This is a genomic window from Curtobacterium sp. MCSS17_016 (genome assembly GCF_003234255.2).
Lineage (GTDB): Bacteria > Actinomycetota > Actinomycetes > Actinomycetales > Microbacteriaceae > Curtobacterium > Curtobacterium flaccumfaciens.
This window is the reverse complement of record NZ_CP126254.1, coordinates 229,624-245,735: the sequence shown is the minus strand read 5'-3', so window position 1 is coordinate 245,735 and position 16,112 is coordinate 229,624. Positions and strand designations below refer to the sequence as shown.

Below are 16,112 nucleotides of genomic sequence, written 5' to 3'. Positions count from 1 at the left end.
TCAGACCCCCAGGGCGGTGAGTCCGCCGTCGAGCGCGTCGAGCAACCGCGGGACGTCCGTCTCCCTCAACGCGAGCGGCGGCCGGAGCTTCAGCACGTTGTTCGTCGGACCGCAGACGCTCGTCAGAACCCGACGCTCACGCAGTTCCTCGAGCAGGTCGAGCGCGGTCGTCGACGCTGGCTGCGCGGGATCGCCGTGGAGGACGAGCTCGACGCCCGTGTACTGCCCAGCACCACGGACGTCCCCGATGACCGCGTGGGTACCGGCGAGTTCGCGGAGGCCGTCACGCAGCACCCTGCCCACGTGCAGCGCGCGCTCCTGGAGCCCCTCGTCGCGGACGACGTCGAGGACCGCCTGCGCGGCCGCGATCGCGACGGGGTTGCCGCCGAACGTGTTGAAGTACGGTCGCTGCGACGCGAACGGCTCGAGCACCTCGGAGCGCGCGGCCATCGCGGCTACGGGGAAGCCGTTGCCCATCGGCTTACCGGTCGTCACGAGGTCCGGCACGAGGCCGTGGCGCGCGAAGCCCCAGAAGGCCTCACCCGTGCGCCCGAACCCGGGCTGCACCTCGTCCGCCACGAGCACTCCGCCGTGTCGGTGTACCAGGTCGACCGCAGCGCGGATCATCCCCGGCTCCCCGGTGAAGACCCCGTCCGAGGAGAACGATGAGTCCACGATCAGGCCGGCGAACCCGTCCCGCGATGCCTCGACCTCCGCGATCGCTGCAGCGACGCCCGAGAGGAACGCCGCCCCCGCGGCCTCGGACGAGCCGTGCCGGTAGGTGTCCGGCGGCTCCACGATCCGGAGTGCCGGGTCCATCTCCTCAGCCGCGGACAGGGCGGGCGAGTGCGCCGACACCAGGGCGGTGTTGCCGTGGTAGGCCTCACGCGTCGCGATCCACGCCCGCCCGCCCGTGTAGGCACGCCCCACGCGGAGCGCGAGGTCGTTCGCCTCGGATCCGGTGCAGACGAACATCACCTGATCGAGCGGCTCCGGCATCGTCGAGAGCAGGTCGTCCGCGTAGGCGAGGACCCCCGTGTGCAGGTAGCGGGTGTGTGTGTTGAGCGTCCGCATTTGCCGCTCGACAGCGTCGACGACCACAGGGTGCGCATGACCGACGGACGGCACGTTGTTGTACAGGTCGAGGTACTCGTTGCCGTCGGCGTCCCAAGCGCGGGCACCCGCCCCGCGGACGAGCTCGACCGGTCGCCGGTAGAAGAGCCGGTACGCCGGACCGAGTCGCGCCCGTCGGTGTTCCACCATTGTCCGGGTACGGGAGTCGAGCAGCGCCACATCCTCCGCCTTCAGGCTGTTGCCCTCGAGGATGGAAGCGGTTCCGGTGCTGGTCGGGGGCATCGTCTGGGTCCTGTCGTTCGGCGTCTCGACCCGCCCGGTGGCACAGCGTACGCCGGATCGGTCTAGACCATTGTGCTGCGCCGACGTGACCCGTCGGGCCGTGCGGGTGACAGGCGGATGACGATCACGTGTCCATCGGCCGAACGAGCGCAACGTCGACCCTCGCGCGCAGTCGCTTCCGCCGAGGAATCCGTCGACCGCCGACGTGCCACAGGCGCCGTCGCGACACTCCTCCGACCACACATCCTCGTGACTCCGAACGAGTCTGCGGGCCGATGCCAGTTCTCGCGAGCGCGTCATACGTCGTTCTCCTTGCGTTTTTTGAGTCCGGCTACTTCTTGCGAAGCGCCTTGGCCCGCTGCATCCGAGCGACGCGGCGGGCCGCCTTGTCGTTCAGGATCGACCACACGTGGCGGATCGCGATCGCGATGAAAAGCACCGCTAGGGCGAAGCCGACCGCGTAGGCGGCGGGGGCAGGGATCTCAATCGACAGCTGGAGCATGGAACCTCCACCGTTCGATCTGTCAGCCGACCGGTTGGCTCTCGGGTCGTGCACCGTGCACGTCCGAGGACTGGGGCCTCCGTGAGGAGGATGCGGCCGGAACCCGCTCTGAATGCGCATCCCTGCTGCGTTGATCGCGGCGGGGACTTCTGGGTACAAAAAAACCGACCCGAGGGCCGGTTGGTTGCGCACACCATGAACGCAGGACGATTCTGACACAGCTTGCGGAGCAAGCATCCGGTGAAGTGTCTACTCGCGAGCCTCCCTCTCTGCTCTGGGACCTATCCAGTCCGAAGCTGTGCGGCGACGTCGACCAAGCGCAGCGACGTGGTCGTCTCGTTGGTAGTGCAGTGCGCGGATCGCGGCCGCGACCTGGGTCCGCGTCGTTGGGCGCACCCGTTCGGATCCGTTGAGGACGCGGGACACGGTCTGATGGGACACATGTGCTGCCGCGGCGACGTCGTAGATGGTCGGCTTGCCGGTCATGTTCCTCCGATCACGATCGAGGGTGGCGGGTGCCGTCAGGACGACTGAGCGGCACCCGCCCGGGGCCGACGGAAAGGGGCTACGCCGGCCCGCTGCTCCGCCCAATCACATGTTGCATCCGCTGAGCCGGGCGGAGAACTGGGAGGTCAGTGACCGCCACCGAGGTTCCCGGCGAGGCGGCCGTGGAAGGCCTGGCTGGCATCGTTGAGTCCCTGGATGTCGACCCGCTTGCCGTGTGCCTGGTACTTCGTCTCGATGGCGTCAAGTGCGGCGACGGTGGAGGCGTCCCAGACGTGGGAGCGGGTCATGTCGATGACGACGAGCTCAGGGTCGTCGACGTAATTGAACTGGGTGGTCAGATCGTTGCTGGAGGCGAAGAACAGCTCGCCCTCGACGGTGTAGAGCGCGTGCTGCTCCCCGGTTCCGCTGGTCTCGATGCTGCGGGTGACGGAGGTGAAGTGGGAGACGCGGCGGGCGAAGACGACCATCGCGGCGATGACGCCGATGATCACGCCGACGGCGAGGTTGTCGGTGGCGACAGTCAGCACGACGGTGAGGACCATGACGATGGTCTCCCCGACAGGCATGCGCTTCAGAGTGGAGGGCTTGATGCTGTGCCAGTCGAAGGTGCCGACGGAGACCATCACCATGACCGCGACCAGGGCCGCCATCGGGATGATGGCGACGATGTCGCCGAGCCCAACGACGAGGACGAGCAGGAACACGCCGGCGAGGAAGGTGGAGATGCGGGTGCGGGCACCGGAGGCCTTCACGTTGATCATCGTCTGCCCGATCATCGCGCAGCCACCCATCCCGCCGAGGAGGCCGGAGCAGATGTTCGCGATGCCCTGACCGAGCGCTTCCCGGGTCTTCCGAGAGCTGGTGTCGGTGACCTCGTCGACGAGCTTGGCCGTCATGAGTGACTCGAGAAGACCGACGAGTGCCATCGCGAGGGCATAGGGCGCGATGATCGTCAGCGTCTCGAGGTTCAGCGGCACGTTCGGGATGAACAGGGTCGGCAGGCTGTCGGGCAGCTTGCCCTCGTTGCCCACGGTCGGCACGGCGATCGACGCGAACACAGTCACAAGCGTCAGGACGACGATCGCGACGAGCGGCGCCGGGATCGCCTTCGTCAGGCGGGGCAGAAGCACGATGATCGCGATTCCGACGATGGTGATCGGCCAGACGAGCCAGTCGACGCCGATGATGTTCGGCAGCTGCGCGGTGAAGATCAGGATCGCGAGCGCGTTAACGAACCCGACCATCACCGACCTCGGCACAAAGCGCATCAGCTTCGCCGCACCAAGTCCGCCGAGGATGAGCTGGAAGACGCCGCCGAGCAGGACAGTCGCGATCAGGTAGTCCAGGCCGTGCTCCTTCATCACCGGAGCGACGACAAGGGCGATGGCGCCGGTCGCACCGGAAATCATCGCGGCACGGCCGCCGACGATGGAGATGACGACGGCCATCACGAACGCTGAGAACAACCCGACACGAGGATCGACGCCAGCGATGATGGAGAACGAGATCGCTTCCGGGATGAGCGCCAAGGCGACGACGAGGCCGGCGAGGACTTCACGGGTCAGGATCCGCGGGCTCTTCAACGCGGACAGGACGGTGGGGCTGGTGTGCACCGGGGCCGGTGCTGGCGTGACAGTGGTCACGGTTCTCCTTCGGTGAGGGTGCGGACGCTCTGCGCCCGCGAGGGAATGTCGTAGGGCGCGTCATCGCGCACGCCGGCCACACCAGGGGCCAGCCAGAAACCCGACTCTTCCGTCACGGGAGAGTTGGTATGGTTCGACTCTACCGTCACGGAAGGGTTGGTGCGCAAGTGAGCAACGAAGGAGCTGCCGGAACGAGCGAGTACCTCATGCAGATCGGTGAGGTCGCGGAGCGGACGGGGCTATCCGTGAAGACGATCCGTGACTACGACGCAGCAGAGGTGCTGCACCCGTCCGGGCGCACCGATGGCGGGTTCCGGCTCTACTCAGAGGAGGACGTCGAGCGGCTGCTGATGGTGCGACGAATGAAGCCATTGGGGTTCTCCCTCAGCGAGGCCGCGATCCTCGTCGACGCGGTTCGCGTCCTCGATGAGGCGAGTCCGGACGTGGACGTCACTGCCGTGCGGGCCCGGGTTGCGGTGTTCATCCGCGATGCTGAAGCACGGCGAGAGCGCCTGGATGAGCAGCTGGAAATGGTCGACGAATTTCTCGACAGCCTCCGCGCACACTGACTGGCCCCCCCCGAATTCGACGGGGACCAGTGGCGCTACTGAACGAGCGAGGGATGCTTCGGTGGTCGGGCGAAGACCGACACCATGGCGACCGTCGCGGGTAGGACCGCGAAGCACAGCACGGGGGCGGTGTAGTTGCCAGCGATGTCGTGGCCGAGGGCGAGCAGTAGTGGCCCGAACGCGGTCGATGCGAGGTTCACCCCGGTCGCCACGCCGCGGATCACGCCGATGTTCGCCGTCCCGTAGTACCGCACGTACGCCGCGGCTTCGATACCGCGGAGGCTGCCGCCCGCGGCGCCGAGGACGAGCCCGTAGACGATCGCGGTCCACCCAGGCTGCACCGTCGGCAGCAGCACGAGGGCGCCCGTGAGGGTGACCATGGCGATGGTCACCCCGCACTTCGGTGCGATCCGGTCCGAAAGCGCACCGGTGATGAGCGTCGCAGCGATTCCGGTGACCGTCTGCGGCAGGAAGTTCGCAGCAGCCTCCGTTGCGGTCAGGCCCTGCTCTCCGAGGACGGCGACCTGATGGAACGCCAGAGCGGTGCTCAGCATCCCGGATGCTGCCAGTCCGGCAGCGATCACCCAGAACATCCCCGTCGACGCCGCCTCGCGGAGCGTCCACAGCTGCTGCCCAACATCGGCACCGCTCTGTGCTGTCTGCGAGCCGGGCTCTTGATGGCGCGGGAGGAAGAACGCGACTGGAATCACAACCACGGCGACGGCAATCGCCTCCACCCGCCACGCGGTGTGGATGTTCGAGGTGGCGATGAGGGACTCGACGAACACTGGCACGAGGGAAATCCCTCCGGAGCCGATCCCCGACGCGATGCCTAAAGCGAGCCCTCGCCGATTCCTGACCGTCCGCGCAACGACGGTCGTCGCAGCCAGGGACAACGCACCTTGCCCGGCCATGCGGACACCGACGGAGCCGGCCGTCAACCCGACGACCTCACTGATCAGGCTCAGCGCCACGAGGAACACCGCGAACGCGACGCCGATAAGCATCGTCATCCGCCGCACGCCCCAACGATCCAGCGCACGACCCGTCAACGGGAGAACGCACGCCCCGATTAGCGTGCCGACGAGGTAACTCCCGGACACCTTGGTGCGGGACACCCCAAGTTCACGGATCAGCGGATCCGTGAACACCGACAAACCCGCCGTCTGACCCGGTGCGCTCATCACCGACAACACACCGCCAGCGGCAACCACAGCAACCCACGGCAACCAGTGGAAACGGCGCTGACGCGCCATCCCCACAGCCGGAGTGGCTACCAGGTCTGCTGGTGGCGCCGGCTCGAGCGGAAGATCGATTTCGGATGTGTTCGGGGAGGACGTGATCGGACGCTCACTTTCACTCAGACACGCGAACCCTACCGAAACGGAAAGGTTGGGGCGATCAGGTGCCAGGAGAACTGATCGTGGCCACCGATACGATCGGTTGAACAGGAACAGCGCCGTGGAGAGGACGTGCAATGACGGAAGCGGTGAGCGCGTCGACGATGCACATCGGTGAACTCGCCGAGCGAACCGGCCTGTCCACTCGCACTGTCCGCCACTACGACGACGTCGGACTGCTGCACCCCACCGGCCGCACCGAGGGTGGGTTCCGGCTCTACACCGACGACGACCTGCAACGGCTCCTCGTGATTCGCCGCATGAAACCCCTCGGCTACTCGCTCGAGCAGATGGCCGAACTGCTCGGAATCATCGACGGGCTCGCTTCCGCCGACGGTGCCGAACGTGAACGTCTTCAAGCCGAGCTGGACGCGTACGTCGCGGACACCGAGGACCGTCGAGCCAAGCTCGCCCGCAACCTCGACTGGGCAGACGAGTTCCTCACCATCCTGCGTCAGCACTGAGCAGCTACCCCCTACATCAAGCGCCGCAGAATCAGCGACACGAACCACGGCTGATCACACGCACGCGAGCGCAACGCCGACGAGACGTCTCACAACCGTAGGGTGGCGAGACGCCTCGTCGGAACAAGAGAGTCAGGGGCTGCCCCCCCTCCGGTGCGGAAGACGGCCGGCTCCGCCTCCGGCCATGCTCCTAACCCTCCGCGGGGCGCGTGGCTGACCAAACGTCGCCAAGAGTTCTGTTCATCTGCGCCTTATCCACTTGCGCGTCCCGAACCTTTTCCCGCTCACTGCTGTCAGCATTCAACCTTTCGAAAAAATTCTCAAGTGAGTAAGGGGGAGCGTCACTGATTGACAACTGGAGTTGTAGCGACACAGGTGCATTTGGATTTCTGTTCGCGAAGCGAAGCAGCTGGTCACTCCTTTGAGCCAGAGCCACGAGGACATCCGGAGGGGTCTTACTGCCAGATCGTCCGTCAGCTGTTCTGAGTCGGCAACGGCAATGCGCTCCACCAACGTCCCGCTGCGAGCAATGGTTGTCATTTCCCCAAGAGAGGCAAGTCCATTGTAAACGCGCTCATAAAGTTCGCTCATCAGAACTTGCAGTTATTGTATTTGCTCGTATCACACTGAGCTTGATCCGAGTAGTTGCTCTGGGAAGACGACTTTGACCCATGCTTGAAATTGAACTGCGTCGAGTACTGCAACCGCTTTCCATTGAGGCGTGTGGTGCTTTTCACCGCAGATTCCCAAGAATGATTGAGTCGTGTCGCACGCGTTGTGGTTGCCCCAGCTTTAGTCTTACTCTCGTAACCCGTCACGGTATAAATAACACTCTTGTATGTAATTCCCGTGAAATAGCCACCGTTCTTGCCGTAAGTAGTTCGGTAAGTGATTGGACTCTTCACCTTATTTGCATAGACGCGCCAGCGATAGTCAATCCGGTCTGTCACCTTTGCGGTAGGCAACTTTCCGACGCGAGTCTCGAAAACGAGCGCCTGCGCCGGTGTGGCGACGAGCAGTGATCCGACAAGTGCGAGCGCGCCGAGTGTGGCAGCAGCGATGCTGCGCCTCCTCGTGCGCGGAGCGTACAGCAGTGTGCGCACGAGACCCCCTACGTGATTGACAGCACGGGTTGCTGTCAGCTTGCGCAGCGTATGAGGAAGCTGAGTGCTTGTACCCGACCCCCGAACGGGGCGGGACGCCAAACGCCAGATCAGGCCCGGTAGTTCCAGCTCGGCCTTAATGGATACTCAGACACGAGTTACGCCAGCTTGATCTGGCACCAGTCCATGGCGTTGCGGGCGCCGATCAGGCGGCGCCCCATCGCCGCGACCGCCGGCCATCGGCTGGCCGAGGCAGCTTCCAGATCAGTCCTGGTGCGGAGGCAGTACCGGTCGCCGCACGGGACTCGATCACGACACGAAGCGTCGCGGGGACAACGACACAGAGCGAAGCTGCTCCAGGATGCCTCTTCGCTGCTGGTGCTGCAGCGTGCGCCACTGCGATGGGCCTTGCGCAACCAGCAGGCATGAATCGCGGGGCGGACGAAGCCATCGAGCGCAGTGCTAGACGGGATGCCGAGGGAGATCGTGGCGAATAATGACGCCGGGCAAGACCTTGTTCGGTAGACGATCGGCATACGGACGGGTGAACGCCCGGGATCTGACTCTCAATCGTCGTCGCGCTCTGCGCGAAACGCGCGTCGACCGGCGATTCGCTGATAGAGATTGTAGACGAAGACGACTTCCAGAAACTCGAAGAGCCCCAGGGCTGCGGTGGCGAACAGAACACTCGCCGGGGCTTCACCAGTGTTGAATGCGATGGTTGGCGCACCCACGACAAGCGCCCCCAGGAGAGCGTTAAACCAAGCGCCGAAGATACCGGCCGGAGCATCGGGCACCCCGTCTATCCAGCGATCCGTCACGGCGCCCACGGTACTCGGGAGTCTGGCTCGAGCGGTGTCCGCTAGCCGATCGGCTACCGAGATGGCAGAGATGGAGATCTTGTCCCTAACGGCCGTCGCAAGATGCCGATCGCCGGCAGCGACAGCAGGGCCAGGACGGCTCCGGCGAAGGCAAGATTGCTGTATGTGGTCGCGGCCATCACCACTCCGGACAGCGCACCGCCGCTGGCACCGGCCAGTGCGATGAGGACGTCGACGCTGCCCTGGACCCGGGCACACTCGCCCGGTTCGGTCGCGTCGACGATCATCGCGGTGCCGGCGATGATGCCGAAGTTCCAGCCCAAGCCGAGCAGGATCAACGCGGTCAGTGACGCCGCGACGGAGTCACCGAGGGTCGCTGCGGACACTCCCGCAAGCAGGAGCGCCGTGCCCGAGGCAACGGCTATGACGGTGGTGCCGACGCGGTCCACGAGGGCTCCGGCGACGAGGGACGGCAAATACATCGCCGTGATGTGCACGCCGATCACGACACCGACCGCTGACAGGGCGTGGTGGTGCATTTGCATGTGGACGGGCGTCATCGTCATGATGCCGGTCATCACGATCTGGGCGACCACCATCGTCAGTGCTCCGGCCACGACGCCGCGGCTGACCCGGCGGACGGCCGGTGTGGTCGCGTCGCGTACGGTTGCGGGGTCGGTGACGTCGAGCTGACGCGCGAGCAGCAGCGGATCGGGTCGCAGCAGGAGGTGCAGCACCGTGCCCGCGGCGAGGTAGGCCGCGGCGGCGAGGATGAACGGCCCGGCCAGTGCGGGGACGTTCCACGAGATGGCGAGGCGGCCCATTGGCTCGACGAGGTTCGGGCCGACGACCGCGCCGAGTGTTGTCGATACCATCGCCACGCTCGCCGCGGTTGCACGCCGGTGCTTGGGTGCGAGGTCGGTTCCGGCGTACCGGGCCTGCAGGTTCGTCGCGGTACCCGCGCCGTACACCAGGAGTGCCGCGAAGAGCAGCGCCGGACTGTCGATCCGCGCGGCGAGGACGACGCCGATCGAGCCGACACCCCCGGCGAGGAAACCAGCGCTTAGGCCCGGGCGGCGACCGTACCGGTTGCTGGCGCGACCGACGACGAACGCTGTCACCGCGGATCCGAAGGTCAACACCGCGGCAGGGAGACCGGCGACGGCATCGCTGCCGAGCATGTCCTCGGCGAGCAGCGCGCCGACCGTGACGCCGGCAGCGAGTCCCGCACCACCGAGCACCTGCGTCGCGATGACCGCGATGAGGGTACGACGCTGCGCAGCAGCCCTGATCGACTCGCGCTCGTTGGGTGTGGCGCCCTGCGCAATGGTCTCCATGACCGCTCCAGAGTTCTCATCGGTGGACTGTGTGTCGACGTCGACAGTGTGCTGTCATGACTCGGTGCCTTTCAACCATGACACCCTGGTCGGCGTCCGGCTCGCGCAGGACCTGGCGAACCGCACGCCGGGAGACGGCTGGACCGTGGACGGTCTCGCGCCCGTCCTCCGCGACGCCTTCGTCCGAGGGGCGGTCGCCGACAGCGCCTCTGCTGCCGGCCTGACCCGGCTCGCCGGCCGCCTGCGCGCAGTGTTCGCAAAGACGAACGAGGTCGCCCGGGTCGCGTTGATCAACGAACTGCTCACCGAGAGCGTCCAGACCGTCCAGGTCGCCGAGCACGACGGACTCCCGATGCACCTGCACTTCGCCAGCCCTGACGGCGACCTGGTCGGACGCGTCACCGCGATGACAGCCGGAGGACTCGCGGTCTTCGTCGTCGAAGCGGGCAACCACCGGCTCGGCGAGTGCGCTCGCGAGGGATGCCAACAAGTGTACGCGGACACCAGCAAGAACGGGCGCCGCACCTACTGCACGGCACGCTGCGGCAACCTCGACGCGGTCCACCGGTACCGGGACCGACGACGGCGCTGACGGCGAGCAGCGGACGACCCCTCCTTACTCGTCCGATAGCCGAGATCTTGGGTTCAGCTGGTCGTTGCAACACCACCGTGAATCGGAGTGTTGCAGATGGGATCGAGGCTGGAGCAGCGTGCCCGTGAGGCACGATTCTGGGAGCTACTCGGACAGGGCATGAGCAGGCCCGCTGCTTGCGATGCTGTCGGGGTGCATCCACGTCAGGGATACCGATGGTTCAAAGCTGCTCGCAGGAAGAACCCGTTCGAGCGAGCAGCTCGTTCTGGCCGGTACTTGAGCGAGGAAGAACGGCTCCGGATCGCTGACCTGCGCCTGGCTGGCGTCGGTATCCGCCAGATCGCAGCAGAACTCGGGCGGGCGCCATCAACGATCAGTCGAGAGCTGGCCCGGAACAGCTCCCGCAACGGCGATTACCGGCCGTACGCGGCGGAGAAGCGGTGCCAGGTCCGAGCGCGGCGCCCGAAGCCGCGGGAGCTGGACCGGGTCGAGCTCGCCCTGCAGGTCGAGCTGCGGTTGGTGCGGATCTGGTCCCCGGAGCAGATCCGTGATGACCTGACCAGGACGTTCCCGAACCGGCCGGAGATGCACGTGTCGCACGAGACGATCTACCAGTCCCTGTTCGTCCAGGGTCGCGGTCACCTGAGCGCTGACCTGCACAAACACCTCCGCACCGGACGCGCGATCCGCCGACACCGGGGTGAGCCTCGGCGGGCGTCGTGGTCGAAGATCCGGGACATGGTCCTAATCAGTGAACGCCCCGCCGAGGCCGACGATCGGGCCGTGCCCGCCACTGGGAAGGGGACCTGATCGTCGGGACCAACGCTAGGAGCGCGATCGGCACCCTCGTCGAACGCACGACCAGGTACGTGATGCTGCTGCACCTGCCCAACGGGCACAGCGCCGACGCGGTCCGGGACGCGATGATCCCCACGATCCAGACCCTGCCCGTGCATCTCCGTCGGTCGTTGACGTTGGATCAGGGCACAGAGCTTGCCCGGCACAAATCACTCTCGCCACGGACCTCGCGATCTACTTCTGCGACCCGCACAAGCCGTGGCAGCGCGGCTCGAACGAGAACACCAACGGCCTGCTCCGGCAGCACTTCCCGAAGTCCACCGACCTCAGCGTCCACAGCCCGGAACGGCTCCTCGAAGTTGCCACGGAACTCAACGGACGACCCCGCAAAACGCTCGGCCACCGGACCCCGGCAGAAGGATTCGAGCAGCTACTCTCGGACCCGAAACAACCAACCGTTGCAACGGCCCCTAGTAAACCGCCGTCGTCGAGCCAGTACGGCTCCTGGGCGATCCGGTCCTGCGGATCGCGCGGCTCGGCAGCGATCATGCCGGGAATCCACGATGCGCTACAACCCGGTTCAACCCGTCCCACGTCATGCGGATAACGGGCCAGGGGCGAAGCGGACGCGACCCCGGAGCGACCGCGGAATCGGGTATCTCCTTCGTCAGGATCGGGCGCTTCAACGCCAGCGACTTCGGGATCGTCGTCGCTGGGGACGTAAGCCGTCGTGAACCGCACACGTCAGTCTGAGCACCCGATGATCGAGGGCGACCGCAACTACGAGAGGGGAGCTGCCCGCTCTCGTTGGGGTGAGAGCGGGCAGCCGCGTGCGTCCGAGGATCAGGGACTTAGGACGCTTTCGCTTGGGCGGTAACCAGCCGCCCCGCCTCACTGTGAACCATCGTCGACAGGTGTTGTATTCCGTGCCGGAGGTTCTCCCGCCATCGGCGGCTCTAGCAGTGTGAGTGCGATGTGAGCGTGCGGCGGGCTGGTCCGGCTGGTCCGGCTGGTCCGGCTGGTCCGGCTGGTCCGGCTGGTCCGGCTGGTCCGCCTGCGCAGGCGCTCACTCTGCTGACTGCCCGTCCAGCGCGACCCTGGGTACGGTACGGGAACCCGTGGCGTATCAGGCTGCGGGACGGGCGTTGCCGGTCCGTGTTCGGGTCACGCGATCGGCAACGCTCGCCTCGCGTCAGAGCCTTGCGTGCTGGTCGGGCCTGCTGCGCGGCGACCCAGGAGTACCAGGCACTGAGCTGTGCTTGCGCGTTGCCGAGGGTGCTGTGCGAACCGTGGACCTGGTCGTCGTTCGTGTGGAGCTCGTACTGGTCGTGGTGCTGGACGCTGCCGACGATGACACCGTCGGCGTGCGCTGTCCAGTCGGTACCGGGCCCCTCCTGCCACACGATGCGCTGCGGTCGAACCATGAATGCGGCTTCCTGTAGGCGTCTTCGCAGACGACCCGCGAGCTGATGACGTCTCTCAAGGTACGCGCCCACGATGTGCGAACAAGCTGTCCTGTCGACCTGGCTGAGCCCACCGCTCCGACGTCGAGCCGGAGACCATCACCGACTCCGGCAACGCAGACCGATGTGCTGTACCGAAAGCCGATAGCCTCGTCCCGGGCACCTCTTCCGGGAGCTCAGGCTGGTCCACCGGGAAACTGGCGGACCAGCCGTCCGTTGCCGTTGCCGTTGCCGTTGCCGTTGCCGTTGGACGAGCTGAAACAGGCTGGTGTCGGTGCGCTCACTGCCGTTCGGACATGCCGTAGCCCTCTGGCAGGCTCTATCTCTCCATGGGCTGACGCCACCTGACGTCCCTACTACTCGTCTCGGAGCAACGTCTGGGACCCGGCATGCTCGTTGACTCGGAGGACGATCAGCTAACCGAACAAGCGGCGCGGTGGTCTGACGGGTTGCTGAGCCGAGAGCTCGGGCCGCGCCACCCGTGGTGCTTGTGCGGGTTCGGGATCAATGGTGCGCGGACGGAGTGCGTCGGAGCGCCGCGGTGTTGCGGCGGTGTCGGCGGCGATGGGCGGCTCCGTCGCAGAGACCGGGGCGAGCGGGCCGACGTTCTTCGTCAGCGGACCGGACGATGCCGTCGACCGTGCGGTCCCGGTCCTAAATGTCCTCGCTGCGCCGGGCGGTGTCCGTCGTATTGGCCAGCGGGCCGAGGACGGTCAGATTGTGAAGCTGCTTGCGAACGGGCTGTGGTTCACCAACGCCCTCGCCGCTGCTGAAGCGTTGCTCATCGGGCAGAAGCTCGGGCTGAATGTCGAAGCCCTGCACGGTTTCTTGCAGGCGAGCGCGGGCGGGAGCCGCTTCCTCGACGAGCACGCGGACCAGCTGCCCGATGGCGACTACCTGCCGTCGTTCAGCATCGACCGCGTCGTCGAAGAACTGAGCACAATCCGCAGACTGCAAGACATGGCCGGAGTGGATGCGCCGATGCTCGAGGCGTCGGCACGGCACCACCACGCCGCGCTCGACCAGTACGGCCCCGCACTGGGTGAGCTCCTTGGCGTCCGACTCCTGGAAGAGCGCGCCGGCCGCCAGCTGCGCCGCTGACCATGGGTTCGGGTGCCGCTGCCGGTTCGGGCCACGGCAGCGGCACCCGGAAAAGACCGACACTCCCCGCGAAAGTGCCACTGGTAACAGGGTCCAGCAGATGGCCTTCGGAAGCAGCATCACCCATTCTCCCGACCCGCCGCAAGACCGAAATGTCAGCAGAAGGCGACCCAACAGTTCGCTGGAGCGCTCCGAACCAACCACGCCTGTTCGACACGTGTTGTTTAGCCCGGCGGCGCCTCGTGGTTTTCTGATCCGACCACGAGGCGCCGTCGTCCTGTTTGCTACCTACCTCGAGAGCTTCCTCCAGGCCACCCGGCGTTCGTCATGCCTGATCCGCACGACGACCCCGTCAGTGGAACACACACCGCAGCAAATAGACATGGGTTGATTGTGCTGACAAAGTGTGCAATGCCGAGCGTCGGTCGGTTTGTGTCAGGGCGATGCCCCTCATTCGCGGGTACTGCCCAAGTCGTCGGTAGGAGTCGGAGTAGCCGTCCACGGTGGGGCGCGGCGGCGACACCGGGCCAAGATTGGCCGTGATCGAGTCCCGTACGCCGATCCTCAACCGGACAGTAGAGCACCCGTACACCGATCCTCAACCGGACAGTAGAGCACCCGTGCGGAGCCGCGCTTGCAGCGGTTCGTCCGGCCGCCGGGAGACGTGGCGACCGGATCGGCCGACGCAGCGGGGCATCGGTCATGGGCTGCGCCAATGCGAGCGGCGCACCGATCACCGCTGGGTCTGCTCGGCGTGGACGAGAAGCTGGCGGAGTGCGTCCACTAGGCCGGCCCGCTGGGGCTGCGGTAGCGCGTGGAGGAAATCTGACTCGACGCGGAACAGCGTCTGGACCGCGGTGTGAACGACCGCCGACGTCGCGGGCGTCGGCGCGACGAGCACGGAGCGGGCATCGGCCGGGTGGCTCTGGCGAGTGGCGAAGCCGTTCGCGACGAGCTTCTTGATCCGTTTCGTCGTCCCCGCTGGCGAAGTGTGCAGGCCGGTCGCGAGATCGGAGGCGGTGAGCGCTCGTCCGCTGCGGAGCAGGAGGGAGAGGATGTCGAATTCGCCGCGCGTCAGGCCGAGTTCGAGCAGGGCGGCGTCCATGCGCGCGTGCAGGATCTGCGCCAGTCGCAGGATCCGCCCGACGATGTCGACGCTGCTGGTGTCCAGTTCGGGCGCGATCTGCGCCCACTGTCGCCGAAGGTCGTCGATCCCGTCGCTCATTGAAGCAATGTACTTCACTAGGGAAGGATATGGTTCGCTGGCGAAGTAATGGAGGAACGCGTGATCCGAGATTCCCGGCTGCGATTCGGCGAGGCGCTGCCCTCACCGCGCGAGCTGCTGCACCTGCATCCGCACGCCGCCGCGCACCATCCAGCGCTGCGGTTGGGCCTTTCCGCCGTCGTCCCGGTGGTGGCACTTGAGTTGCTCGGCGAGGTGACGTTGGCACCTTTTGCGATCCTCGGCGCGGTCGTTGCGGTGTTCGCCAGGCGCGCCTCCCCATGGGCTCGGCTGCACACGCAGGTGCTCGTGGCCATTGTGCAGGTCGGTCTCATCGTCGTGGCGACGGCGCTTGCAGCGTCCAGTCCGATGCCGTTCGAGATTGTGGTGTGGACGGCGGTGGTTGCCGGTGCCAGCGCGCTGCTGGCGGACGCCATGGGGTGGTCTCCGCCCGGGAACCTGTTCTTCGTGTTCAGCTTCGGAGCGTGCGCATCACTGCCGCACCAGGCCGCGCTGCCCCTGTCCGCCGCAATGGTGGCGGGGGCCTCTGCAGCATGGACGCTGGTCGTGTCGGCGCTCTGGGCGGCATTCGAGCGCTCGAGTGCGGTTGGGCTCGCTGCCCCGACAGCCGGGCTCGCCGCCCATCCGAGACGGTGGCTGCTCTCCGGCACCCATGCGGCGATGTGCCTCGTCGCATGCGCCTCGGCGGGAGGTGCCGCGCTGCTGCTGGGGTTTGACCGCCCGTACTGGGCAATGGTCGCCGCCATCGTTCCGATCGTCGGAACGACGACATCCGGCCAGCTCCTGCGCGCCGGGCACCGCGTCGTCGGTACGATCGCCGGCGTTGTCGTCGCCGGCGCCGTCTTCTGGTTCGCGCCGCCCCGCCCGCTGATCGCGTTGATCCTCGTCGCACTCACAGTCGGCACCGAGCTGTTCGTCGCCCGCAACTACTCGATCGCGTTGCTGTTCCTGACGCCGGTCACGATCGGCATCGCGTTCGTCAGCGGCACCCCCGCTCTCCTGCCGCTGCTTTTCACTCGCACCGCGGAGACGCTGCTCGGCGTCGCCGTGTCGATCGCACTCATCCTCGCGTCGCACCCCGTTCGACATCCGCTGCGAGCCTCGAGTCACCGGCACGACGAGCAACTCCGGCGGCCGCCGTCGGCCTCGTCGAGCTGACCGAACGCCACCGCGGTCCTGTGCGCGTCCTGCCCACAGGGGGCGCGCCTCCACG

14 protein-coding genes and 1 pseudogene are annotated in these 16,112 nt (G+C 66.5%); 6 read left to right on the top strand and 9 right to left on the bottom strand.

Features of this window, described 5'->3' with window-relative positions; genetic code table 11:
• From DEJ19_RS01210 to DEJ19_RS01195, 4 genes are all read right to left on the bottom strand, one after another.
• Positions 1-1,356, bottom strand: a complete 1,356-nt coding sequence (locus tag DEJ19_RS01210) for an aspartate aminotransferase family protein (RefSeq protein WP_110894280.1) — start codon at positions 1,354-1,356, stop codon at positions 1-3.
• 331 nt (positions 1,357-1,687) lie between these two features.
• Positions 1,688-1,858: a hypothetical protein gene (locus DEJ19_RS01205; protein WP_181421161.1), complete on the bottom strand. Its 171-nt coding sequence runs from the start codon at positions 1,856-1,858 to the stop codon at positions 1,688-1,690.
• 249 nt (positions 1,859-2,107) lie between these two features.
• The gene (locus DEJ19_RS01200) at positions 2,108-2,344 is read right to left on the bottom strand and encodes a LacI family DNA-binding transcriptional regulator (RefSeq protein ID WP_110894278.1); all 237 of its coding nucleotides are present in this window, start codon (positions 2,342-2,344) and stop codon (positions 2,108-2,110) included.
• Positions 2,345-2,490: 146 nt separating this feature from the next.
• The gene (locus DEJ19_RS01195) at positions 2,491-4,008 is read right to left on the bottom strand and encodes a SulP family inorganic anion transporter (protein ID WP_110894275.1); all 1,518 of its coding nucleotides are present in this window, start codon (positions 4,006-4,008) and stop codon (positions 2,491-2,493) included.
• A 206-nt stretch (positions 4,009-4,214) separates the two neighbouring features.
• Here DEJ19_RS01195 and DEJ19_RS01190 point away from each other — a divergent pair, with 206 nt between their 5' ends.
• Positions 4,215-4,577: a MerR family transcriptional regulator gene (locus tag DEJ19_RS01190; RefSeq protein ID WP_110894274.1), complete on the top strand. Its 363-nt coding sequence runs from the start codon at positions 4,215-4,217 to the stop codon at positions 4,575-4,577.
• A 35-nt stretch (positions 4,578-4,612) separates the two neighbouring features.
• Here the strand turns inward: DEJ19_RS01190 and DEJ19_RS01185 are convergent, their stop codons facing one another.
• Positions 4,613-5,833, bottom strand: a complete 1,221-nt coding sequence (locus DEJ19_RS01185) for an MFS transporter (RefSeq protein ID WP_258366794.1) — start codon at positions 5,831-5,833, stop codon at positions 4,613-4,615.
• Positions 5,834-6,054: 221 nt separating this feature from the next.
• Here DEJ19_RS01185 and DEJ19_RS01180 point away from each other — a divergent pair, with 221 nt between their 5' ends.
• A complete protein-coding gene (locus tag DEJ19_RS01180) occupies positions 6,055-6,441 on the top strand; it encodes a helix-turn-helix domain-containing protein (RefSeq protein WP_110894272.1) in 387 nt (128 codons plus the stop codon).
• 590 nt (positions 6,442-7,031) lie between these two features.
• Here the strand turns inward: DEJ19_RS01180 and DEJ19_RS01175 are convergent.
• The 3 genes from DEJ19_RS01175 to DEJ19_RS01165 all read right to left on the bottom strand — a co-directional run bounded on the left by DEJ19_RS01175 (position 7,032) and on the right by DEJ19_RS01165 (position 9,702).
• Positions 7,032-7,544: a hypothetical protein gene (locus DEJ19_RS01175; RefSeq protein ID WP_146239711.1), complete on the bottom strand. Its 513-nt coding sequence runs from the start codon at positions 7,542-7,544 to the stop codon at positions 7,032-7,034.
• Positions 7,545-8,110: 566 nt separating this feature from the next.
• A complete protein-coding gene (locus DEJ19_RS01170) occupies positions 8,111-8,365 on the bottom strand; it encodes a hypothetical protein (RefSeq protein WP_110894270.1) in 255 nt (84 codons plus the stop codon).
• Between the two features lie 53 nt (positions 8,366-8,418).
• Positions 8,419-9,702: an MFS transporter gene (locus tag DEJ19_RS01165; protein ID WP_110894268.1), complete on the bottom strand. Its 1,284-nt coding sequence runs from the start codon at positions 9,700-9,702 to the stop codon at positions 8,419-8,421.
• Positions 9,703-9,766: 64 nt separating this feature from the next.
• Here DEJ19_RS01165 and DEJ19_RS01160 point away from each other — a divergent pair, with 64 nt between their 5' ends.
• The 3 genes and pseudogenes from DEJ19_RS01160 (at position 9,767) to DEJ19_RS01150 (ending at position 13,656) form a co-directional block, all read left to right on the top strand.
• Positions 9,767-10,294, top strand: coding sequence for a CGNR zinc finger domain-containing protein (locus tag DEJ19_RS01160; protein WP_110894266.1), 528 nt, complete (start codon positions 9,767-9,769; stop codon positions 10,292-10,294).
• Between the two features lie 159 nt (positions 10,295-10,453).
• Positions 10,454-11,531, top strand: a pseudogene (locus tag DEJ19_RS01155) (IS30 family transposase); the annotation flags it as partial.
• Positions 11,532-13,119: 1,588 nt separating this feature from the next.
• Positions 13,120-13,656 carry an NAD-binding protein gene (locus DEJ19_RS01150; protein WP_220035313.1) on the top strand — a complete coding sequence of 179 codons (537 nt, stop codon included), beginning with the start codon at positions 13,120-13,122 and terminating at the stop codon, positions 13,654-13,656.
• A gap of 733 nt (positions 13,657-14,389) precedes the next feature.
• Here the strand turns inward: DEJ19_RS01150 and DEJ19_RS01145 are convergent.
• Positions 14,390-14,881, bottom strand: coding sequence for a MarR family winged helix-turn-helix transcriptional regulator (locus DEJ19_RS01145; RefSeq protein WP_110894259.1), 492 nt, complete (start codon positions 14,879-14,881; stop codon positions 14,390-14,392).
• 60 nt (positions 14,882-14,941) lie between these two features.
• Here DEJ19_RS01145 and DEJ19_RS01140 point away from each other — a divergent pair, with 60 nt between their 5' ends.
• A complete protein-coding gene (locus DEJ19_RS01140) occupies positions 14,942-16,057 on the top strand; it encodes an FUSC family protein (protein ID WP_181421160.1) in 1,116 nt (371 codons plus the stop codon).
• Positions 16,058-16,112 lie beyond the last annotated feature (55 nt).

Excerpts from the sequence above, each read along its gene's own strand:
- DEJ19_RS01210 (WP_110894280.1), bottom strand. The coding sequence starts at position 1,356 with ATGCCCCCGACCAGCACCGGAACCGCTTCCATCCTCGAGGGCAACAGC.
- DEJ19_RS01205 (WP_181421161.1), bottom strand. The coding sequence starts at position 1,858 with ATGCTCCAGCTGTCGATTGAGATCCCTGCCCCCGCCGCCTACGCGGTC.
- DEJ19_RS01200 (WP_110894278.1), bottom strand. The coding sequence starts at position 2,344 with ATGACCGGCAAGCCGACCATCTACGACGTCGCCGCGGCAGCACATGTG.
- DEJ19_RS01190 (WP_110894274.1), top strand. The coding sequence starts at position 4,215 with ATGCAGATCGGTGAGGTCGCGGAGCGGACGGGGCTATCCGTGAAGACG.
- DEJ19_RS01185 (WP_258366794.1), bottom strand. The coding sequence starts at position 5,833 with ATGGCGCGTCAGCGCCGTTTCCACTGGTTGCCGTGGGTTGCTGTGGTT.
- DEJ19_RS01180 (WP_110894272.1), top strand. The coding sequence starts at position 6,055 with ATGACGGAAGCGGTGAGCGCGTCGACGATGCACATCGGTGAACTCGCC.
- DEJ19_RS01165 (WP_110894268.1), bottom strand. The coding sequence starts at position 9,702 with ATGGAGACCATTGCGCAGGGCGCCACACCCAACGAGCGCGAGTCGATC.
- DEJ19_RS01150 (WP_220035313.1), top strand. The coding sequence starts at position 13,120 with ATGGGCGGCTCCGTCGCAGAGACCGGGGCGAGCGGGCCGACGTTCTTC.
- DEJ19_RS01145 (WP_110894259.1), bottom strand. The coding sequence starts at position 14,881 with ATGAGCGACGGGATCGACGACCTTCGGCGACAGTGGGCGCAGATCGCG.